This is a genomic window from Pseudorhodoferax aquiterrae, from assembly GCF_014652235.1.
GTDB classification, from domain to species: Bacteria; Pseudomonadota; Gammaproteobacteria; order Burkholderiales; family Burkholderiaceae_C; genus Pseudorhodoferax; species Pseudorhodoferax aquiterrae.
The window spans coordinates 55,118-74,263 of the sequence record NZ_BMYK01000003.1 but is presented as its reverse complement, the minus strand read 5'-3'; the positions used below and the strand labels follow the sequence as shown (position 1 = coordinate 74,263).

The following is a 19,146-nucleotide window of genomic DNA, read 5'->3' as shown; positions in this document are numbered from 1 at the left end:
CCACCGCTCAATTGTCTCCGGATGCCCACCCCGCCAAAGGATGAACGTCCATGTTGCTGCAAATCCGTGTCTGCCAACCCTGCGGAGCGATCGGCTGATCGTCCCGGTCCCAGAGTGCAAACACTGCGCTTCCAGAGCCCGTCATTCTGCCATTTTTTCCGTGTGCCGAGAGCCACTTGAGTGCATCTGCGACATCCGTACTCAGTGCTTGAGCGACGTCCTGCAAGTCGTTTTTACCGAAGTAAAAGGGCTGTGCAGCGAAGCCATCGACTATAGCACGATCCGAATCGCGCTTCAACGACGGGGACCCAAAAATTTTTGCAGTCTCCAATCCTTGCGGCGGCTTGACCACCAGGAAGCGCGCCGGCGGGATGTCCACGGGCTGCATGGACTCGCCGATGCCTTCGACCCAGGCGTTGCGGCCGTAGAGGAAGAAGGGCACGTCTGCACCGAGCTTCAGCCCGATGGCCGCGAGCTGCTGCAGGCCGAGGTTCAGCCCCCACAGCCGGTTCAGCGCGAGCAGGCAGCTGGCGGCGTCCGAGGAGCCGCCGCCCATGCCGGCCTGTGCAGGCACGCGCTTGAGCACGCCGATGTGCGCACCCAGCGGCGTGCCGCTGGCCTGCTGCAGCGCGCGCGCGGCACGCAGCGTGAGATCGTCGGCGGGCAGGGCAGGGCCCAAATCCTCGCGGCTGAGCATGCCGTCGGTGCGCAAATCGAAATGCAGCGTGTCGTGCCAGTCAATCAGCATGAAGACCGACTGCAGCAGGTGGTAACCGTCCGGGCGTCGGCCCGTGACGTGCAGGAACAGGTTGAGCTTGGCCGGCGCCGCGACCTCGTACAGCGCCCTCATGGCTGCTGCAGCACGATGCGCAGTTCGGCCGTGGGCAGCGGCTGGCTGCGGCGCGCGCTCAGGCGGCCGTCGGCGATGCGCGAGAGGTCGGCCTGCCAGCCTGGCACCTCGGCCGGCTTGCCGTCGAGCCAGGCGAACAGCGCGGGCAGGGGCAGGGCGGTGCCCGTGGCCTCCTCGGTCAGCGCGTCGATCGACGGATACTGGCGGCGCTGGCCGTCGGCCTGCAGTTCGGCCTTGCCAGGCGCCCAGCGCAGCTGCGCGAGCGTGGCGCCCAGCGGCGAATACAGCGAGAGTTCGCCGGCCTGCGGCGCGCCGCGCAGTTCGAAGCCGGCCGAGAAGGACTGGGGCTTGTCGCCGTCGATTTGCAGCGCGAGCCGGCCGTTCCAGTAGGGCTGGCCGGCTGTGTCTGGCGCACGTGGGGGCAGGGCGCAGGCGCTCAGACCCAGCGCGGCGGCCAGCAGCAGCGCGCGCCGTGCAGGCAGTGCACTCATTGCAGCCCGGGAACGCGCAGCCGCTTGAGCGTGGTGCGCAGGGTTTCGTTGTCGGCGTTCAGGGCGAGGCCTTCGCGCCAGATGGCGATGGCGCGCTCGCGCTGGCCGCCCGTCCACAGCACCTCGCCCAGGTGGGCGGCGATCTCAGCATCGGGCTTGGCCTGGAAGGCCTGCAGCAGGATCTTCTCGGCCTCGGCCCGGTTGCCCAGGCGGAACTCGACCCAACCCAGACTGTCCGCGATGAAGGGGTCGTTCGGCACGATCGCCAGCGCCTTCTGGATCAGCTGCTTGGCTTCCTCCAGCCGCACGTTGCGATCGGCCAGCGAGTAGCCCAGCGCGTTGTAGGCGTGGTGGTAGTCGGGGCGCAGCTCGATCAGCCGGCGCAGCAGGCGCTCCATCTCGTCCAGCCGCGAGAGCCGCTCGGCCAGCATGGCCTGGTCGTAGAGCAGTTCGGTGTCGTTCGGTTCGCGCTCCAGCGCCTGCTGCAGGCGATCGTAGGCCTCCTGGTAGCGCTTGGCCTCGCGCAGCAGCTGCACCTCGGCGTTGAGCTTGGCACGGGCCTCGGCCTCGTTGCGTTCGGGCAGGCCGCGGATCAGCGCGCGTGCCTCGTCGAACTTGCCCTGGCGCGCCAGCAGCGAGGCACGGCGGTTCTGCGCGGCCAGCATCTCCTCGGCGTTGTCGATGCGGCCGAGCCAGCCCTCCGCGGCGGCGAAGTCCTTGCGCTTCTCCGCACTCTGCGCCAGGGCAAGGTAGGCCTGGTTCATGGCGCGCTTGCGCTGCTCGCTTTCGGGCAGCGGCTGCACGAGACCCAGGAATCGCTTGAGCGAGGCCTCGGCCACCTCGGGGCGGCTGTCCTGCGCCTGTGCCACGCCGAGCACGAGCCAGCCGTCCGGGAACTCGGGGTTGCGCGTGGTGAGCTGCTCGAGCTGCACCAGCCCCTCGGTGTAGCGCATCTCGTCGAGCAGCCCGCGGGCATAGGCCAGCTGCATCTCCGGCGAGGGGCTGGCCTGCAGCTGGCGCTTGACGATGTCCTCGGCCTGCGGCTGGCTGCGGCCGAACATTTCCAGCGCCAGGATGGCCGGGGCCTGCGCGCCGGGCTCGATCTCCTGCCCGCGCCGTGCGGCGTCCAGCGCGCCGGCCGCATCGCCGGCCAAAAGCCGCATGCGGCCCAGGCTGGTCCAGGCCGACGCACCCGTGGTCTGGTCCTGCAGATAGCCCTGCAGCGACTGCTCGACGGCCTGCAGCGCGAGCTTCTTGTCGGGCACGCGGCCATACACCCGCGGCACGGCCAGGATGGCGGCGTTGCGCTCCATGGGCGGGCTACTCGCGATCTCGCTGCGCAGCGGCTCGACCGATTCGAGCACGCGGTTGGCTGCGACCAGGATTTGCAGCAGGAAGCGGTTGGCCTCGCGCGACTGCGGCAGCGTGTCGCGCCAGGCGCGCGCGGCGCGCAACGCGGCATCGGGGGAGCGCGACTGCAGCGCCAGTTCCACGGCGCGCTGGAACAGCTGCGGATCTTTGGCCTTGATGGCCGCGTCGAGGATCAGCGCATAGCCGGTCGCACGCTCGCCGCCGGAGGCGTTCATCTCGCCCAGCAGCAGTTCGTAGAACAGTTCCGCGGTCAAGGCGGACGGGGTGGTAGGGGGTGTGGCTGGTGCTTCGCCGTCGGTGGCGGAAGGTGCTTGCGCATGCGCCGGCAGCAGGCCCAGCAGCAATGTCAGCGAGACAAGACCACGGGCGGCCGGTCGCAGGAGTCGCTTCATCGGGCCATCATAATGCAGCCCGCCAAGCCCCATGGACCATGCCGGAACTGCCAGAAGTTGAAGTCACGCGCCGCAGTTTTGCCGAGCGCATCGCCGGTGCGACCGTGACCGGCGTGCGCCTGGGCAAGCCGCTGCGCTGGGGCCTCGGTGTGGCGCCGGAGACGCTGATCGGCCGCCGTGTGCAGGCCGTGCGCCGGCGCGGCAAGTACCTGCTGCTGGACCTGGACCGCGGCCTGCTGCTGCTGCACCTGGGCATGTCGGGCAGCCTGCGCTTCGACCTGCAGATGCAGCCGGCCGGACCGCACGACCACTTCGACCTGGAAACCTCGCTGGGCCTGTTGCGGCTGCACGATCCACGCCGCTTCGGCGCCGTCGTGCACGCCGAAAGCCAGGAGGCGCCCGAGGCCGTCAAGCTGTTGGGCCGCCTGGGTGTGGAGCCATTGGACGAGGGCTTCGACGCCGCCGTCTTCCACGCCGGCCTGCGCCTGCGCGCGGCGCCGATCAAGCAGGTGCTGCTGGCCGGCGAGCTCGTCGTCGGCGTGGGCAACATCTATGCGTCGGAAGCCCTGTTCCTGGCCGGCATCCGGCCGACCACGCGCGCGCGGCGCATCGGGCCGGCGCGGGCGCGCGAGCTGCACGCGGCCGTGCGCGAGGTGCTGGCACGCGCCGTGCAGCGCGGCGGCAGCAGCCTGCGCGACTTCTCCAACGCCTACGGCGAACAAGGACACTTCCAACTGGAAACCATGGTCTACGACCGCGAAGGCCTGCCCTGCCGCGTCTGCGGAACGCCGATCCGCGCACTGCGCCAGGGCCAGCGCTCCACCTTCTTCTGCCCGCAGTGCCAGAAGGCATGAGCGCCACCGACCCCCGCGAGCCCGGCTGGGCCGCGCACCAGGTCGTGCAGTGGCAGGCCACACATGGCCGCCATGCGCTGCCCTGGCAGAACACGCGCGACCCCTACCGGGTCTGGCTGTCCGAAATCATGCTGCAGCAGACCCAGGTGGCGGCGGTGATCGGCTACTACGCGCGGTTTCTGCAGCGCTTTCCCGACGTGCAGGCCCTGGCTGCGGCGAGCGAGGACGATGTCTTCGCGCACTGGGCGGGCCTGGGCTACTACAGCCGCGCGCGCAACCTGCACGCCTGCGCGCGCCAGGTGGTAGCGTTGCACGGCGGGCAGTTCCCACGCACGGCTGAAGCGCTGCAGACGCTGCCCGGCATCGGCCGTTCCACGGCGTCTGCGGTCGCGTCCTTCTGCTTCGCCGAGCGCGTGGCCATCCTGGACGGCAACGTCAAGCGCGTGCTCACGCGGCTGCTGGGCTTCGGCGAAGACCTGGCCGAGGCCCGCCACGAGCGCGCGCTCTGGGCGCTGGCGACCGAGCTGCTGCCGCAGGCGGACCTGGACCAGGCCATGCCGCGCTACACCCAGGGCCTCATGGACCTGGGCGCCACGGTCTGCACGGCGCGCAACCCCTCCTGTCTGCTGTGCCCGCTGCAGTCGCGCTGCGTCGCCAGCCGCGAAGGCCGCAGCGAGGACTACCCGGTCAAGACGCGCAAGCTCAAGCGTGGCCGCGCCGACTGGTGGCTGCTGTGGGCCGAGGATGGCGAGGGCCGCATCTTCATCGCGCGGCGCCCGTCCACGGGCATCTGGTCTGGCCTGCACTGCCTGCCCGTGTTCGAGGAAGAGGATGCGCTGCTGGCCGCCCTGCCGGCCGGCGTGCGCGCACAGGCCCAGCCGCTGTCGCCCTTCACCCATGTGCTGACGCACAAGGACCTCTTGCTGCACCCCGTGTATGTGCAACTGGCACCGCGCGACCTGCCGCGCGAAGGTCAGTGGCTGCTGCCCGGGGAGCTGGCCGGCATCGGCCTGCCGGCCCCGGTCAAAAAACTGTTGAACCCCATTTCGGGTCTGGCGCCGGCCCCATGACGCTGCTGGCGTGGGCGTCCAGCTCACGGTGGCGCTTGAGCGTGACCCAATGGCGGCTGAAGCTCTTGGCCAGCTGCTCGACCAGGTAGACCGAGCGGTGCTGGCCGCCGGTGCAGCCGATGCCCACCGTCACATAACTGCGGTGGTCGCGTGCGAGCGGCTCCATCCAGTGCGTGAGAAAGCTCTCGATGTGCGTGTACATCACGCCGACTTCCGCGCTCTGGCGCAGGAAATCGGCGACCGGTGCGTCCATGCCCGTCAACGGCCGCAGGTCCGGGTCGTAGTGCGGGTTGGGCAGCATGCGCACATCGAACACATAGTCAGCATCCAGCGGAATGCCGCGCTTGAAGGCGAAGGACTCGAACACCAGCGTCAGCTGGCTGTTGGGCGCGGCGATCAGCGACTTGACGTAGCCCTGCAGCTGCGAGGCGCGGATGATGCTCGTGTCGATCACATGGGCTTGCTCGCGCAGGTCGGCCAGCAATTCGCGCTCGAGCTCGATGGCCTCGTAGAGTGCGTTCTGCTGGTCCAGCAGGTCGCGGCGCGACAGCGGGTGGCGACGCCGCGTTTCCGAATAGCGCCGCACCAGCGTGTCGGTGCCCGCATCCAGGAACAGCGATTTGACCGTCACGCCCCGGCTGCGCAGCGCTGACAGTTGCGCGGGCACCAGCGGCAGTGAAGTGGCGCTGCGCACATCCATCGCGATGGCCACGCGGCGGCTGCCGTGCTTTTGCTCGAGCTCGGCCAGGTTCAGCAGCAGCTCGGGCGGCAGGTTGTCGACGCAGTAGTAGCCCGCATCCTCCAGCGCGTGCAGCGCCACCGACTTGCCCGAGCCGGACATGCCGGTGATGAGCACGATGTCCAGGTTGGTGGCCTCCGTGCTCATGGCGCCACCCCCAGCATCTCGCGGGCGTGCGCGAGCGTGGTGCCCGAAAGCCGCTCGCCGCCCAGCATGCGCGCGACCTCGGCCACACGCTGCTCGCCCTGCACCTCGCCCACATGGCTGACGGTGGCCGCGCCTTCGCGCTGCTTGGCCACGACCAGGTGGTGGTCGGCGCAGGCCGCCACCTGGGGCAGATGCGTCACGGCCAGCACCTGGCGATCCGTGCCCAGCTGCTTCATGAGCCGGCCCACGGTCTCGGCCACGGCACCGCCCACGCCCGAATCGACCTCGTCGAAGATCAGCGTGGGCGCACCGCCCAGTGCACTGGTGGTCACGGCGATGGCCAGCGCGATGCGCGAGAGCTCGCCGCCCGAGGCCACCTTGCCCACCGGCCGCGGCGTGCTGCCCGCATGGCCGGCCACCAGGAACTGCACCTCGTCCAGGCCATAGGCCGCCGGCTCGGCCAGCGGCTCCAGCGCCACGGCGAAGCGGCCGCCCTGCATGCCCAGGCTCTGCATCGCGGCCGTGATGGCCTTGGCCAGCTTGGGCGCGGCCTGGGCCCGGGCCTTGGCGATGCGCTTGGCCTCGGCCTCGAAGGCCGCGAAGGCCTGGCGCTCGCCGCGCTCCAGCGCGGCCAGGTCGGCCGCGGCGTCCAGCCGGGCAAGCTCCTCCTTCCAGCCGGTCCACAGCGCCGGCAGTTCGGCGGGCTGGCGCTTGTAGCGGCGTGCCAGGCCCATCCACAGGGCCATGCGCTCGTCCAGCACCGCCAGACGGTCGGGGTCCAGTTCGGTGCGACGCTGGCTGGCGTGCAGCGAATGCAGCGCGTCCTCGGCCTGGGCCAGGCTGGCGGCCAGCACCTCGGCCATTTCGGCGTATTCGGGCGCCACGTGCTGCTGTTCGGCCAGCGCGGCGTGCGCGCGCGTCAGGCTGCGCAGGGCGCCCTGGTCGTCGTCGTCCAGCGCGGCAATGGCGGTCTGCAAGGCGTCGATCAAGGCCTGGGCGTGGGACAGGCGGCCGTGGTCGGCATTGAGCTGCTCCCATTCGTCCTCTTCAGGCGCGAGCTTGTCGACCTCGGCGATCTGCCAGGCCAGGCGCTCGCGCTCGCGCTGCAGCGAATCCTGGGCCTGGCGTGCATCGGCGAGGCCGCGCGCGGCCGTGCGCCAGCCGGTCCACAGGCGTTCCAGCGGCGCCAGGTCCAGGGCGGCATAGCCGTCCAGCAGGCCGCGCACACTGGCGGGCCGGGTCAGGCTCTGCCAGGCATGCTGGCCGTGGATGTCCAGCAGCAGCTCGCCGAGTTCGCGCAGCTGCGTGGCCGTCGCCGCGCTGCCGTTGATCCAGGCGCGGCTCTTGCCCTGGCCGTCGACCATGCGGCGCAACAGCAACTGGTCCGCCGCGTCGAAGCCGGCTTGTTGCAGCCAGTCCTGCACGGCCGGCGTGATGTCGAATTCGGCGCTGACCTCGCTGCGCGAGGCGCCTTCGCGCACCACGCCCGCGTCGGCACGGCTGCCCAGGGCCAGCTGCAGCGCATCGATCAGGATGGACTTGCCCGCGCCGGTCTCGCCCGTCAGGACCGTGAAGCCGCCCGACAGGTCGAGTTCCAGTTCGCGCACGATCACGAAATCGCGCAGTTGCATGCGCCTGAGCATCTTCAGCCGCCTCCGTTCCAGTGCAGTTTGGCCCGCAAGGTGTCGAAATAGTGCCAGCCCTTGGGGTGCAGGAAGCGCACGCAGTGCTGCGAGCGCCGCACCGTGATGCGGTCGCCCTGCTGCAGGGAGGCCAGCGATTGCATGTCGAAATTGGCGCTGGCGTCGCGTTCGGACACCAGTTCGATGGCCACTTCCGCCGGGTCGGCCAGCACCAGCGGCCGGTTGGACAGCGAGTGCGGCGCGATCGGCACCAGCACCCAGCCCGGGATCGAGGGGTGCATGAGCGGCCCGCCGGCCGACAGCGCATAGGCCGTGGAGCCCGTGGGCGTGGCGACGATGAGCCCGTCGCAGCGCTGGTTGGACACGAAATGCCCGTCGATCTCGATGCGCAGTTCCACCATGCCCGAGGTCGGCCCGCGGTTGACCACCACGTCGTTCATGGCGCGCGCGTCGAACACGCACTGGCCGGCGCGCATCACGCGGGCATGCATGAGGCTGCGGTGGTCTTCCTCGTAGGCGCCAGCCAGCATGGGCGCCAGCGTGGTCTGGTAGCCCTCGAGCGGAATGTCGGTGATGAAACCGAGGCGGCCCTGGTTGATGCCGATCAGCGGCACGCCATAGGGCGCCAGCTGCCGGCCGATGCCCAGCATGGTGCCGTCGCCCCCGACCACCAGGGCCAGGTCGCAATGCTCGCCGATGGCCTCCACATCCTGGGCTTCGTACTCGTGCAGGCCGGTGTTGGCCTGGGTCTGCCGGTCCAGCACCAGATCGCAACCCTGGCTCACCAGGAACTGCGCGATCTCGCGCATGGCCGGCGACGGTGTCGAGGAAGAACCGCCGAAGGCCGAAGGCTGGTACTTGCCGAACAGCGCGACCCGGCGGAACGTGGATTTCATCGGCAAATTACATCACTAAAATGTGCCAATGCTGGATGACAGAGCCAAGTTGTTGATGAAAGCGCTGGTCGAGCGCTACATCGCCGATGGCCAGCCCGTCGGCTCGCGGACATTGTCCAAGGCCTCTGGCCTGGAACTGTCGCCGGCCACCATCCGCAACGTGATGTCCGACCTGGAGGAACTGGGCCTGATCGCCAGTCCCCACACGTCGGCCGGGCGCATTCCCACGGCCCGCGGCTACCGCTTGTTCGTCGACACCATGCTGACGGCCCAGCGCGACCAGCTGCAGGCCCCACGCCTGGCGCCCGAGCAGCCGCAGAAGGTGATCGCCAACGCGGCGAACCTCTTGTCCAGCCTGTCGCAGTTCGTGGGCGTGGTGCTGGCGCCGCGGCGGGCCTCGGTGTTCCACCACATCGAGTTCCTGCGCCTGTCCGAGCGCCGGGTGCTGGTCATCATCGTCTCGCCCGACGGTGATGTGCAGAACCGCGTGCTGTTCACCGAAGTCGACTACACCCAGTCGCAACTGGTCGAGGCCGCCAATTACCTGAACGCCAATTACGTGGGCATGGCCTTCGAGCAGGTGCGCGACAAATTGGCCAGCGAGGTCGAGACGCTGCGCAGCGAGATCGCCACGCTGATGCAGACCGCCGTCAACCTGAGCACCGACCCGGCCGGCGCCGCAGACGAGGTCGTGATCTCGGGTGAGCGCAACCTGTTGGCCGTCAGCGATTTCTCCAGCGACATGCGCCACCTGCGCCGCGCCTTCGAGCTGTTCGAGCAGAAGACGCAGCTCTTGCGCCTGCTCGACGTCTCCAGCCGCGCCGAGGGCGTGCGCATCTATATCGGCGGTGAGAGCCAGGTCGTGCCGTTCGAGGAGCTGTCGGTCGTCAGCGCCCCCTACGAGGTCGATGGCCAGGTGGTCGGCACGCTGGGCGTGATCGGCCCCACGCGCATGCCCTACGACCGCATGATCCAGATCGTGGACATCACCTCCAAGCTGGTCAGCAACGCGCTGAGCCGGCCGCGCTGACCCCCCTACAATCGGCGCCGCCCGCCACCGGCCACGCCGGTGCCGTGCGGGACCCTAGCTCATGTTGGTTAGAGCAGCGGACTCATAATCCGTTGGTGCCGAGTTCGACTCTCGGGGGTCCTACCACCGTCCTTCGGCACGCGCGCCGACTCCCACCCTAGTGCAACGGCTGCATCGACAGGCCGGACGGGATGGGCTGGGTGAAGGCCCGACGCGGGTTCGCCCACCGCGCCGTCGTTGGGAGATACGTCGCTTCGTCGTCCACTGCGCCACTGAAGGTCGCGACCGTCTCCTCGCCCTCGTTGTCGTGCCGGTGCGCGTGGAAATGGGCGTCGCTCAGGCGGCAACTGGCCATCCCCTGGGCGTCGACCTGTGCGAAGCAGACCAGGTGCGGATCGCGCGTGAACGTGACCGTGCTTCGGCCCACGGCGTGCGCCCCATCCTGGACGCTCACCGCCACCGTGTGGCCGTCACCGTCCGGCCCCAGGTCCAGCACTTTGGGCTGCAGCCTCACCGTGCGCCAGGGCCGGATCGCTGCCGGCGCAGCGCGCGCCGACAGCTGGCGCACCGCGCATTGCCGCTGCTGCGCCAGGCGCGCCAGGGCATCGCCTTGCGCAAGCGCCTGGGCGTCGGTGGCGAACCGGAAGGCCTGCTCGGGCGGCAGGCGCGAGACGTAGGCGTACAGGTGTTCCAGGGCCGCCACCGCCATCGGTGCCGCAGTCTCGTCCCCACCGCCCAAGCCGAGGTGCAAGCGGGTCGATGCGCCACCAACCGCGTCCCTCTCCGTCACGAGCACGGCGAGCAGGACCGGATCGCCGTCTTCGTGGACGAAGGCCACCATTTCCGTGGAACCGACGCGGGCCATGTGCGGCACGACGCCCGGCAGGCCCGGTGTCACCAGGCTCGAGAACAAGGGTTGACGGCTTGCCCGCAAAGGTGCTGCCCCGGATTCCAGCTGCAGCAGCATCTGCGGACGGTCTGCCGTGGCGGCGGCGGCGTGCGCCGGCTGGCTGCCGCCAACGGGCGCGACCACCAGCGTGGCGCTGCCTTGGGCGGTCCACACGCGCATGCTGCCGCGCGGCAGGGCCGGCAGCGCCGAACCGCCGTGCGCGCAAGCGTCTGGTGCCGCCGGCTCGGCGGCCGGAGCGGCTGCCGCGGCCAGCAGCGCGAGCAGACCGGCAGCGAGCGTGCGCATCTGTGCCAGCGCGCTGGTTCCGGCGCCCCGGAGCATCAGCCCACGGCGCTCGACGTGCCGCCGGACACCCGGGCGCAACGGCCGGCCCGGCGTCCGCGCGCGGCCAGCAGCGCCAGCATGCCCAACGACAGGCTGGCGATGGTGGACGGTTCGGACACCACGTTCACGGCGTCGCCGAACTCGTCCGTCACCAGGGTTTCGCCCAGCCGGAAGCTGCCGGTCCCGGTGCCGACGGCAGTGAACGAGATGTCCACCAGGGAAAAGGCGGTCCCTGCGGCCGGCTGGATGGCCGTCAAGGGCAGGGGGTCGAACGGTCCGAGCAGCGAGATCGCCATCAGCCTGATCAGCCCTGCCACCGTGAGGTCCACTTCGGTCAGCGCCTCGAAGCTCGCGACGTCGCCCAGGTACTGGCTGAATTGCACGGTGGTGGGGGTCCAGAGCGCTGCGTCGTAGAACAGCTCGATCTCGTAGGCACCCACGGCAGTGTTGGGTGCGAGGTTGGTGGCGGTGATGGCCACGGAGGTCGTTCCGGCGGCGGTGCCGGCGTGGGCTGGTGTCGCCTGCAGGACGACGGCCGCCTGCGCGAGCGAAGCCAGGCCGAGCAGGGTGGCGGCAAGGGCTGCCTTCAGCGTGCGGGTGCGGGTGAGGAAGTGCATGGTGGTCCTGAAAGAATGGGGTTGGGCGCAGCGCATCACAGTGCGCATTGCTCTTTGGAACAGCGTTGCGTGCACATGCGCGCGTCGCTCGCGGTGACCTTGCCGTCGCCATCCGCATCGCGCGGGTCCCCGGCCACGATGGGTTTGCCGATGCCGGCCATGATGGCGCTGATGTCGTTGCGGTTCACGGCGCCGTTGCTGTCGATGTCGCATTGCAGGCTGCTGACGAGCGCGCTGCGCACGCTGGGCAGATCCACGTGGTCCGGGCCTGCCGCTCCGGCGAAAGTGGCGGTCACCTCGTCGCGCGGGCGCACGGTCAGCGGCGAGCCGCAGACCGCGATGCCCTCGGCATTGGTGCGTGCGGTGCAGGCCGCACCGGAGTTGCCGACGCTGAAGACCACCTGCTGGTCGGCCACCGGGCCCCAATCGCTCTGCAGCTTCGCGGCGATGCGGGCCGGCGACGGGCTTTGGGTGTCGAAGCTGAGGCTGGTCACGCGCCAGACGGGCTCCTTGGCCGTGGCGTCCACCTGGGCGACCTGCGCGGCACCGCATTCGCGCATGATGGCGACGGTGCGCAGCAGCTTCTCGTTGCCGATGATGTAGGGGTTCGCCGTGCGCGAGCCCCTGGCGTTGATGTCGGCCATGTGCTGGTTGCCGCCGTCGATGATGCCGTGCGGGTGCAGCGTGCCTTCCGCCTTGAAGTCCTTGGCGGCCTGGTACATGCGCTCGACGGACTGCAGGTAGCTGCGCGATGCCGCGATGTTCATCGGGATCGCCGTTCCACCGACGATCAGCAGCTTGCGCTCCACACCGTTGTCGTGCACGGGAACGATGGCCGACATGGTGCCGGGCGTGTGCCCCGGCGAGGCCAGCACGGTCATGGCGCGGCCGCCCAGGCTGAAGGACTGGTAGCCCAGGTTGTTGGAGTCCAGCAGGATGGGGCCGTAGGTCTTGCCCTGCGCGTCGCCCGAGCCGATGTAGATCGGGAAACCGGTGCCGAACAACTCGCGCAGACGTGCGGCGCCGCCATCGTGGTCGAAGTGCCCGTGCGTGATGTAGGCACCGACCAGCGGCGCCTGCACCCCGAGACCGAGCGAGCGCAGCGCGGGCAGCGTGTAGTTGTCGACGTCGGCCGAGCTGTTGAGCGTGTCGATCAGCGTGAAGCCGTTGCCGTTCTTCAGGATGAACTGCCCCACGTTCTGAAAGCCCACGAACCAGGCGTCGTCGAACACCTGGGTCATGGGGACGGGCGCGCGCTGCGTGCGGATTTCCGCCAGCAGCGCAGGGTTGTCGACATACATGCAGTACCGGTCGCGCGTCCAGTCCTTGAGGAACTTGTCTCCACCGGTGTTGCGTGTCGCCGCTTCCAGATGGATGTCCATCTGGCTCTGGCCCCAGGCCGCTCCCGTGCCCGCCAGCACGGCCGCGGCCGACAGCGCGGCCCGCTGGGCGAGATTTCTCAGCTTCGTTCTCATTGGCTCTCCTGTTGATGAATCGGTGGCATGGCGCGCGCGCCCACGCCGGCCCATGCAGCACGCAGGGCCGTCTGGAAGGCGGGCGAGGATGGGGCGCCGTCAGGCCTTGCGGCCGGCGCTGCTGGAAGGCGAACGGGAGAAGGTCCGGGCCTGCTGGCCGGGTGCGGGGCAGGCGACGGAATGTGTCGCCTGCGGGCGGGTGCGAGGGTGCATGTCCTTGTCTCCGAGCGCTGCCGGGTGCCGCGCTGTTTCGAAAACTTTATGATGACGTTGCACGAAGCACAATTGCGTTTCGCACCGTGGACCATGGTGCAGTGGGCGCAACAGAACGGGGAGGAGCACGATGGCAGAGACAGACGGCGGCGTCACGGCGGTCACCCGGGCGCTGTCGCTCATGGAAGTGTTCGAGGTGGGCGAGTTCTCGCTGTCGCTGGCCGAACTCAGCCGCCGTGTCGACATGCACAAGACCACCGTGCTGCGGCTGGCCCGCACGCTCGCGCAATCCCACTACATGGTGCAGACCGACGACGGGCAGTGGCGGCTGGGACCGGCCGCAGGCTGGTTGGGCGCGCGCTACCAGGCCGGCTTCGACGTGAACAACGTCGTCGAGCCGGCACTGCACGAACTCGTGCGGCTGACGGGCGAGAGCGCATCGTTCTATGTGCGCGAGGGCAGCATCCGCTCCTGCGTGGCGCGCGTGGAAGGGCCGCAGTCGGTGCGGCACAACGTGCGGATCGGCGAGCGGCTTCCGCTGGACCGGGGCGCCCCGGGGCGCGTCATCCTGGCGTTCAGCGGGGAAAAGGGAGAGCCCTACGAGACGATCCGGCGCCGGGGCTACCAGGTGTCCATGGGCGAACGGGAAGCGGAGGTGTCCAGTGTCGCCGCGCCGGTGTTCCGGACCAATTGGAGCCTGCTGGGCTCCATGTGCATCTCCGGCCCGAGTTCACGGCTCACGAAGGCCAGGCTGGCCGGCCACGCCAAGAGCGTGGTGCACGCGGCCAACCAGCTGTCCTATGCGCTCGCAGGCGGCCGGTCCTCCGCGACACCCCCCGCGGTTTCGCGTTGGCATCCGGAGTAGCCCTGCGGCGCGCCGGCTCTCAGTAGCCGCCCAGCACCGCCAGCCGGTCGGCGTGAAAGCCCGCATCGCCGTAGCGCTCCTGCAGCACGCGCACGCGCTTCATGAAAAAGCCCATCTCGAACGCGTCGGTCATGCCCATGCCGCCGTGCATCTGCACGCCTTCCTGCACCGCAAGCGTGGCGCTGCGGCCGGCGCGCGACTTGGCGACCGAGACGGCGGCGCTGGCCTTGGCGGGCTCGGAGTCCAGCGCCTGCAGGGCCTGGCCGACGGCGGCACGCGCCAGTTCGATCTCCACCATGAGCACCGCAGCGCGGTGCTGCAGGGCCTGGAACTCGCCGATCACACGGTCGAACTGGCGGCGCTCCTTGAGGTAGGCCAGGGTCCGCGCGAACACCTCGTCGGCGATGCCCAGCAGCTCGGCCGCGGCCGCGGCGCGGCCCGCGTCCAGTGCAGCCTGCAGCGCGGCAGCGCCTTGCTCGGGCGTGCCGAGCAGGCCATCTGCCCCCAGGCGCACTTCCTGCAGCCGCAGACGGGCGCAGGCCTGGGAGTCCACCATGGCGACCCGCTCGAGCTCCAGGCCGGGCCTGCCTTGCGGCAGCACGAACAGGCCGACCCCGTCGGCCATGCGGGCCGCCACGACCAGCAGGTCGGCCGCGTGCCCGAACTCGACGAAGGTCTTGCTGCCGTTCAACACCCAGCCATCGCCTTCACGCCGCGCGCTCAGCGCGATCTGCTGCGGATCGTGCTTGCCGCGCTCGTCCACGGCCAGCGCTGCGATGCGCTCGCCGCTCGCGATGGCCGGCAGCAGCGCCGCGCACTGGGCTTCGCTGCCCGCGGCGCGGATCGCGCTGGCCGCCACCACGGCGGAGGCCGAGAAGGGCAGCACGCTCAGGTGCCGGCCGATCTCCTGCATCAGCAGGCCGGCGTCGGTATGGCCCAGGCCCAGGCCGCCATGGGCCTCGGGCACCAGCATGCCCGTGAAGCCCAGGCCGGCGAAGCGCTGCCACAGCGCGCGGTCGAAGCCATCGCCGCTGGTCTGCGCGCGCAGGCTGCGCAGTTGCGCCACGGGCGCCTGTTCGGACAGGAAGGCGCGCGCGCTGTCGCGCAGCATGGTCTGTTCCTGTGTGGGAAGGTAAGGCATGGGATCAGGCTCCGGGCAGTTCGAGGATGCGTTTGGCCACCACGTTGAGCTGCACTTCGCTGGTGCCGCCCTCGATGGAATTGCCCTTGGTGCGCAGCCAGGCGCGCGCGGCGTGGCCCTGCTGCGAGCGTGCACTCTCCCATTCCAGCGCATCGCTGCCGCCGGCGGCCATCAGCAGTTCGTGGCGGCGCTTGTTGAGTTCGGCGCCGTAGTACTTCAGCACCGAGGAGAAGGCCGGGTGCGCCTGGCCCGCGCGCGCCACCTCACCGAAGCGTGCGAGCAGCGCGCGGAAGGCCGCCTCGTCCACCTCGAACTCGGCGATCTGCGCGCGCAGCACGGGGTCTGCCAGCCGCCCCTGCGCGTCCGCGCCCACCTGCTCCAGCGCCGTGCGGCCCAGCGGCGTGGGCGCGGCGCGGTCGCCGATCGCGCTGATCATCTCGCGCTCGTGCGTCAGCAGGTACTTGGCGACCGTCCAGCCCGCGCCGGCCTGGCCGACCAGGTTGCGCTTGTCCACGCGCACGTTGTCGAAGAAGGTCTCGCAGAACGGCGACTTGCCCGAGATCAGCAGGATGGGCCGGGTCGAAACCCCCTCGCTCGCCATGTCGAACAGCACGAAGCTGATGCCGGTGTGCTTGCTGGCCTTGGGATCGGTGCGCACCAGGCAGAAGATCCAGTCGGCCTTGTCGGCGTACGAAGTCCAGATCTTCTGGCCGTTGACGATGAAGTGGTCGCCGCGGTCTTCGGCGCGCGTCTGCAGCGAAGCCAGGTCCGAGCCCGCGCCGGGTTCGGAATAGCCCTGGCACCAGCGGATCTCGCCGCGCGCGATCGGCGGCAGGTGCTCCAGCTTCTGCGCCTCGGTGCCGAACTTGAGCAGCGCCGGCCCCAGCATCCAGATGCCGAAGCTCGACAGCGGGGGCCGGCAGCCCAGCGCGCGCATCTCCTGCGCGAGCACCTTGGCCTGTTCCGGCGAAAGGCCGCCGCCGCCGTAGTCGCGTGGCCAGGCCGGCACGGTCCAGCCGCGCGCGGCCATGCGCTCGAGCCACAGGCGCTGGGCATCGCTGCTGAAATGCGCGTTGCGGCCGCCCCAGCAGATGTCGTCCTCGCTCGCCACGGGCTGGCGCATCTCGGGCGGGCAGTTGGCTTCGAGCCAGGCGCGTGTTTCGGCGCGGAAGGTGGTCAGGGTGTTGTCGTCCTGCATGGTCGCGCCCTCAGATGGTGACGCCGCCGTCGACCACGATCGCCTGGCCGGTTATGAAGGAACCGGCTTTCGAGGCCAGGAACACGGCCGCGCCCGCGATCTCGTCGGGCTCGCCGATGCGCCGCAACGGCGCGGTGGACGTGGCCTTGGCCAGCGTGTCCGGGTTCTCCCAGAGCGCGCGTGCGAAGTCGGTGCGGATCAGGCCCGGCGCGATGCAGTTCACGCGCACGTTGTGCGGCCCGTATTCCACGGCGAGGTTGCGCGCCAGCTGGAAGTCCGCTGCCTTGGAGATGTTGTAAGCGCCGATCACGGGCGAGCCGCGCAGGCCGCCGATGGACGAGACGATGACGATGGCGCCGTCTTTGCGCTCGACCATCTGCGGCGCGACGAAGCCGATCAGCCAGTGGTTGGCGATCACGTTGTTCTCCAGCACCTTGCGGAACTGCTCGTCCGCGATGCCGGCCATGGGGCCGTAGTAGGGGTTGGAGGCCGCGTTGCAGACCAGGATGTCGATGGCGCCGAGCTGGCGGTTCGTTTCATCCACGAGGTGCTTGAGGTCGTCCTTGGACGAAATGTTGGCCGGCACCGCGATCGCGCGGCCCGCGCCATGGCGCGCGTTGATCGCGGCCGCCACCTCGTCGCAGGGGCCGGCCTTGCGCGAGGAGATGACCACGCGCGCGCCCTGTTCCGCCATGCGCTCGGCGATGGCCCGGCCGATGCCGCGCGATGAGCCGGTGATGACGGCGACCTTGCCGTCGAGTGCGAAGAGTGACATGCCTGCCTCCTGTGTGCGTTCTGCAACCGTGTGAAACCGCATTTTCTAAACCCAAGCATCAGTAGGGCTTGTCGTACGAGAGACATTCCAAGGTTGGGGCATACCCCACGTTCCAATTCGGGGGGTCCGTCACTAGACTGCCCGCACCGGAACGCCCCGCGGCACAGCCGCTGCCGCAGCGGGCGCAATGACATCAAGGAGACCCATGCGATCACCCGCGACGCTTCGCCAACGATGTTCCCTGGCCGCTTGCGCGGGTGGTGGGCGGGGCTGATCCATGCACGCCTACATCGCCCGCCGCCTGCTCTCGCTGCTGCCGACCCTGGTCATCGCCAGCCTGATCGTGTTCATCTCGATCCGGCTCATTCCGGGCGATGTGGTCGATCTCATGCTCAGCAACAACGACATCTCGGCCGAGCCCAAGAGCCGCGAGCAGCTCATCGCCGCGCTGGGCCTGGACCAGCCGATGTGGAAGCAGTACCTGCTCTGGCTGCGCGCCATCGTGTTCCATGGCGACCTGGGCACCTCGCTCTGGCAGGGCACCTCGGTGGCCGAGCAGATCGGCCACCGCCTGCCCGTGACCATGGAGCTCGGCCTGATCGCGCTGGTGGTCTCGCTGTCCATGGCGCTGCCCATCGGCATCTACTCGGCGATGCGCCAGGACACGGCCGGCGACTACGCCGCGCGCTCCTTCTCCATCCTGCTGCTGGCCGTGCCCAGCTTCTGGCTCGGCACCATGGTCGTGGTCTTCCCCTCGATCTGGTGGGGCTGGTCGCCGCCCATCGACTACGTGGGCTTCTTCGCCGACCCCTGGAAGAACCTGCAGCAGATGCTGGTGCCCGGCATCGTGCTCGGCACCTCGCTGTCGGCCATCACCATGCGCATGACGCGCACCATGATGCTGGAGGTGCTGCGCCAGGACTACATCCGCACCGCGCAGGCCAAGGGCCTCGGCGAACGCGTGATCGTGCTGCGCCATGCGCTGCGCAACGCGCTGATCCCGGTGGTCACGCTGATCGGGCTGCAGGCGCCGCTGCTGCTGGGCGGGGCCGTGATCATCGAGCAGATCTTCGTGATCCCCGGCATGGGCATGCTGCTGCTCGAAGCCGTGAGCCAGCGCGACTACCCCATCGTCACCGGCGTGTTCCTGATCGTCGGCGTGGCCGTCCTGGTCATCAACCTCTTGGTCGATCTGAGCTACGGCCTGCTCGATCCCAAAGTCAGGAACCGTTGAACATGACGACAGCCACCACCCTTCCCACTGCGGCCCCGGTGCCGGTCACCGGCGGCGTGCTCGCCTTCCTGCGCCGCCTCGTGCGCGAGAAGCCGCTCGGCGCGGCCGGGGGCGCACTGCTGCTGTTCTTCCTGTTCTGCGGCGTGTTCGCGGACTTCATCGCGCCGCATGGCTTCAACGACATCTCACCGGCCGAACGCCTCAAGCCGCCCGGGGCCGCCCACTGGTTCGGCACCGATAACCTGGGCCGCGACCTGCTCTCGCGCTGCATCTACGGCGCGCAGCTGTCCGTCATCATCGGCTGCGCGGCCGCACTGCTGGCGACCGTGATCTCGGCCGTGCTGGGCATCGTGAGCGGCTACTTCGGCGGCAAGCTCGACATGTTCATGCAGCGCTTCGTCGACGCCTGGATGAGCTTCCCGGACCTCGTCGTGCTGATCGTGGTGGTCTCGGTCCTGGGCCCGGGCATGCCGCAGATCATCGTCACACTGGGCGTGCTGCTGGGCATCGCGGGCTCGCGCATCGTGCGCTCGGCCGTGATCTCGGTGCGCGAGAACACCTATGTGCACGCCGCGCAGTCGCTCGGCGCGCCCACGCACCGCATCCTGTGGCGCCATGTGCTACCCAACGTGATGCCACCCATCATCGTGCTGTTCACCACGCGCGTGGGCACGGCCATCCTGGCCGAATCGGGCCTCTCCTTCCTGGGCCTGGGCGTGCCGCCGCCGGCGCCCACCTGGGGTTCGATGCTGTCGGGCAGCGGCCGCACCTTCATGTTCGAAGGCCCCTGGCTGGCGCTGGCGCCGGGCCTGTGCCTGACGGCCGTGGTCTACGCGACCAACGTGTTCGGCGACGCGCTGCGCGATCTGCTGGACCCCCGCATGCGCGGGACGCGCTGAGCGACCGCCACC

At 69.7% G+C, this 19,146-nt stretch carries 18 protein-coding genes and 1 tRNA gene; 7 read left to right on the top strand and 12 right to left on the bottom strand.

The window, feature by feature from the left end:
• Window positions 1–7 precede the first annotated feature (7 nt).
• From ispE to IE209_RS05610, 3 genes are read right to left on the bottom strand one after another with little or no spacing between them, the layout of a single operon-like run.
• The gene (gene ispE, locus IE209_RS05620; protein WP_189685990.1) at window positions 8–850 is read right to left on the bottom strand and encodes a 4-(cytidine 5'-diphospho)-2-C-methyl-D-erythritol kinase; all 843 of its coding nucleotides are present in this window, start codon (window positions 848–850) and stop codon (window positions 8–10) included.
• A complete protein-coding gene (locus IE209_RS05615) occupies window positions 847–1,341 on the bottom strand; it encodes an outer membrane lipoprotein LolB (protein ID WP_189685989.1) in 495 nt (164 codons plus the stop codon). Before IE209_RS05615 ends, ispE begins: the two co-directional genes overlap by 4 nt.
• On the bottom strand, window positions 1,338–3,104 hold the full coding sequence (locus tag IE209_RS05610) for a tetratricopeptide repeat protein (RefSeq protein ID WP_189685988.1): 1,767 nt from the start codon (window positions 3,102–3,104) through the stop codon (window positions 1,338–1,340). Before IE209_RS05610 ends, IE209_RS05615 begins: the two co-directional genes overlap by 4 nt.
• A gap of 38 nt (window positions 3,105–3,142) precedes the next feature.
• On the opposite strand from IE209_RS05610, the gene mutM reads away from it, so the two are divergent.
• Both mutM and mutY read left to right on the top strand, forming a co-directional pair.
• On the top strand, window positions 3,143–3,958 hold the full coding sequence (gene mutM / locus IE209_RS05605; RefSeq protein WP_189685987.1) for a bifunctional DNA-formamidopyrimidine glycosylase/DNA-(apurinic or apyrimidinic site) lyase: 816 nt from the start codon (window positions 3,143–3,145) through the stop codon (window positions 3,956–3,958).
• On the top strand, window positions 3,955–5,028 hold the full coding sequence (mutY, locus tag IE209_RS05600; RefSeq protein WP_189685986.1) for an A/G-specific adenine glycosylase: 1,074 nt from the start codon (window positions 3,955–3,957) through the stop codon (window positions 5,026–5,028). The genes mutM and mutY overlap by 4 nt, the downstream gene beginning before the upstream one ends.
• Here mutY and rapZ read toward each other — a convergent pair.
• The 3 genes from rapZ to IE209_RS05585 are packed head-to-tail and all read right to left on the bottom strand — an operon-like array spanning window position 4,982 to window position 8,453.
• Window positions 4,982–5,914, bottom strand: coding sequence for an RNase adapter RapZ (gene rapZ / locus IE209_RS05595; RefSeq protein WP_189685985.1), 933 nt, complete (start codon window positions 5,912–5,914; stop codon window positions 4,982–4,984). The genes mutY and rapZ overlap by 47 nt on opposite strands.
• A complete protein-coding gene (gene recN, locus IE209_RS05590) occupies window positions 5,911–7,545 on the bottom strand; it encodes a DNA repair protein RecN (RefSeq protein WP_229882705.1) in 1,635 nt (544 codons plus the stop codon). Before recN ends, rapZ begins: the two co-directional genes overlap by 4 nt.
• Window positions 7,546–7,559: 14 nt before the next feature.
• The gene (locus IE209_RS05585; protein ID WP_189685983.1) at window positions 7,560–8,453 is read right to left on the bottom strand and encodes an NAD kinase; all 894 of its coding nucleotides are present in this window, start codon (window positions 8,451–8,453) and stop codon (window positions 7,560–7,562) included.
• Between the two features lie 28 nt (window positions 8,454–8,481).
• On the opposite strand from IE209_RS05585, the gene hrcA reads away from it, so the two are divergent.
• Together hrcA and IE209_RS05575 are read left to right on the top strand one after the other, a co-directional pair.
• Window positions 8,482–9,483, top strand: coding sequence for a heat-inducible transcriptional repressor HrcA (gene hrcA, locus IE209_RS05580; protein ID WP_189685982.1), 1,002 nt, complete (start codon window positions 8,482–8,484; stop codon window positions 9,481–9,483).
• A 48-nt stretch (window positions 9,484–9,531) separates the two neighbouring features.
• Window positions 9,532–9,609, top strand: a tRNA-Ile gene (locus IE209_RS05575).
• A gap of 31 nt (window positions 9,610–9,640) precedes the next feature.
• Here the strand turns inward: IE209_RS05575 and IE209_RS05570 are convergent.
• From IE209_RS05570 to IE209_RS05560, 3 genes are read right to left on the bottom strand one after another with little or no spacing between them, the layout of a single operon-like run.
• Window positions 9,641–10,678: a hypothetical protein gene (locus tag IE209_RS05570; RefSeq protein ID WP_189685981.1), complete on the bottom strand. Its 1,038-nt coding sequence runs from the start codon at window positions 10,676–10,678 to the stop codon at window positions 9,641–9,643.
• Window positions 10,679–10,713: 35 nt separating this feature from the next.
• Window positions 10,714–11,334 carry a hypothetical protein gene (locus tag IE209_RS05565; RefSeq protein ID WP_189685980.1) on the bottom strand — a complete coding sequence of 207 codons (621 nt, stop codon included), beginning with the start codon at window positions 11,332–11,334 and terminating at the stop codon, window positions 10,714–10,716.
• A gap of 35 nt (window positions 11,335–11,369) precedes the next feature.
• Complete coding sequence (locus IE209_RS05560; RefSeq protein WP_189685979.1) at window positions 11,370–12,809, bottom strand: MBL fold metallo-hydrolase; 1,440 nt, start codon at window positions 12,807–12,809, stop codon at window positions 11,370–11,372.
• 343 nt (window positions 12,810–13,152) lie between these two features.
• Between IE209_RS05560 and IE209_RS05555 the strand changes: the two genes are divergently transcribed.
• A complete protein-coding gene (locus tag IE209_RS05555) occupies window positions 13,153–13,887 on the top strand; it encodes an IclR family transcriptional regulator (protein WP_189685978.1) in 735 nt (244 codons plus the stop codon).
• Window positions 13,888–13,906: 19 nt separating this feature from the next.
• Here the strand turns inward: IE209_RS05555 and IE209_RS05550 are convergent, their stop codons facing one another.
• Genes IE209_RS05550 through IE209_RS05540 form a run of 3 tightly spaced genes read right to left on the bottom strand, consistent with a single transcriptional unit; the run spans window position 13,907 to window position 17,001 of the window.
• Complete coding sequence (locus IE209_RS05550; RefSeq protein ID WP_189685977.1) at window positions 13,907–15,028, bottom strand: acyl-CoA dehydrogenase family protein; 1,122 nt, start codon at window positions 15,026–15,028, stop codon at window positions 13,907–13,909.
• 4 nt (window positions 15,029–15,032) lie between these two features.
• Window positions 15,033–16,226, bottom strand: coding sequence for an acyl-CoA dehydrogenase family protein (locus IE209_RS05545; protein ID WP_189685976.1), 1,194 nt, complete (start codon window positions 16,224–16,226; stop codon window positions 15,033–15,035).
• A 10-nt stretch (window positions 16,227–16,236) separates the two neighbouring features.
• Window positions 16,237–17,001: an SDR family oxidoreductase gene (locus IE209_RS05540; protein ID WP_189685975.1), complete on the bottom strand. Its 765-nt coding sequence runs from the start codon at window positions 16,999–17,001 to the stop codon at window positions 16,237–16,239.
• A gap of 277 nt (window positions 17,002–17,278) precedes the next feature.
• On the opposite strand from IE209_RS05540, the gene IE209_RS05535 reads away from it, so the two are divergent.
• The gene (locus IE209_RS05535) at window positions 17,279–18,235 is read left to right on the top strand and encodes an ABC transporter permease (RefSeq protein ID WP_189685974.1); all 957 of its coding nucleotides are present in this window, start codon (window positions 17,279–17,281) and stop codon (window positions 18,233–18,235) included.
• A gap of 2 nt (window positions 18,236–18,237) precedes the next feature.
• Complete coding sequence (locus IE209_RS05530) at window positions 18,238–19,134, top strand: ABC transporter permease (protein WP_189685973.1); 897 nt, start codon at window positions 18,238–18,240, stop codon at window positions 19,132–19,134.
• Window positions 19,135–19,146 lie beyond the last annotated feature (12 nt).

Excerpts from the sequence above, each read along its gene's own strand:
- ispE (WP_189685990.1), bottom strand. The coding sequence starts at position 850 with ATGAGGGCGCTGTACGAGGTCGCGGCGCCGGCCAAGCTCAACCTGTTC.
- IE209_RS05615 (WP_189685989.1), bottom strand. The coding sequence starts at position 1,341 with ATGAGTGCACTGCCTGCACGGCGCGCGCTGCTGCTGGCCGCCGCGCTG.
- IE209_RS05610 (WP_189685988.1), bottom strand. The coding sequence starts at position 3,104 with ATGAAGCGACTCCTGCGACCGGCCGCCCGTGGTCTTGTCTCGCTGACA.
- mutM (WP_189685987.1), top strand. The coding sequence starts at position 3,143 with ATGCCGGAACTGCCAGAAGTTGAAGTCACGCGCCGCAGTTTTGCCGAG.
- mutY (WP_189685986.1), top strand. The coding sequence starts at position 3,955 with ATGAGCGCCACCGACCCCCGCGAGCCCGGCTGGGCCGCGCACCAGGTC.
- rapZ (WP_189685985.1), bottom strand. The coding sequence starts at position 5,914 with ATGAGCACGGAGGCCACCAACCTGGACATCGTGCTCATCACCGGCATG.
- recN (WP_229882705.1), bottom strand. The coding sequence starts at position 7,545 with ATGCAACTGCGCGATTTCGTGATCGTGCGCGAACTGGAACTCGACCTG.
- IE209_RS05585 (WP_189685983.1), bottom strand. The coding sequence starts at position 8,453 with ATGAAATCCACGTTCCGCCGGGTCGCGCTGTTCGGCAAGTACCAGCCT.
- hrcA (WP_189685982.1), top strand. The coding sequence starts at position 8,482 with ATGCTGGATGACAGAGCCAAGTTGTTGATGAAAGCGCTGGTCGAGCGC.
- IE209_RS05570 (WP_189685981.1), bottom strand. The coding sequence starts at position 10,678 with ATGCGCACGCTCGCTGCCGGTCTGCTCGCGCTGCTGGCCGCGGCAGCC.
- IE209_RS05565 (WP_189685980.1), bottom strand. The coding sequence starts at position 11,334 with ATGCACTTCCTCACCCGCACCCGCACGCTGAAGGCAGCCCTTGCCGCC.
- IE209_RS05560 (WP_189685979.1), bottom strand. The coding sequence starts at position 12,809 with ATGAGAACGAAGCTGAGAAATCTCGCCCAGCGGGCCGCGCTGTCGGCC.
- IE209_RS05555 (WP_189685978.1), top strand. The coding sequence starts at position 13,153 with ATGGCAGAGACAGACGGCGGCGTCACGGCGGTCACCCGGGCGCTGTCG.
- IE209_RS05550 (WP_189685977.1), bottom strand. The coding sequence starts at position 15,028 with ATGCCTTACCTTCCCACACAGGAACAGACCATGCTGCGCGACAGCGCG.
- IE209_RS05545 (WP_189685976.1), bottom strand. The coding sequence starts at position 16,226 with ATGCAGGACGACAACACCCTGACCACCTTCCGCGCCGAAACACGCGCC.
- IE209_RS05540 (WP_189685975.1), bottom strand. The coding sequence starts at position 17,001 with ATGTCACTCTTCGCACTCGACGGCAAGGTCGCCGTCATCACCGGCTCA.
- IE209_RS05535 (WP_189685974.1), top strand. The coding sequence starts at position 17,279 with ATGCACGCCTACATCGCCCGCCGCCTGCTCTCGCTGCTGCCGACCCTG.
- IE209_RS05530 (WP_189685973.1), top strand. The coding sequence starts at position 18,238 with ATGACGACAGCCACCACCCTTCCCACTGCGGCCCCGGTGCCGGTCACC.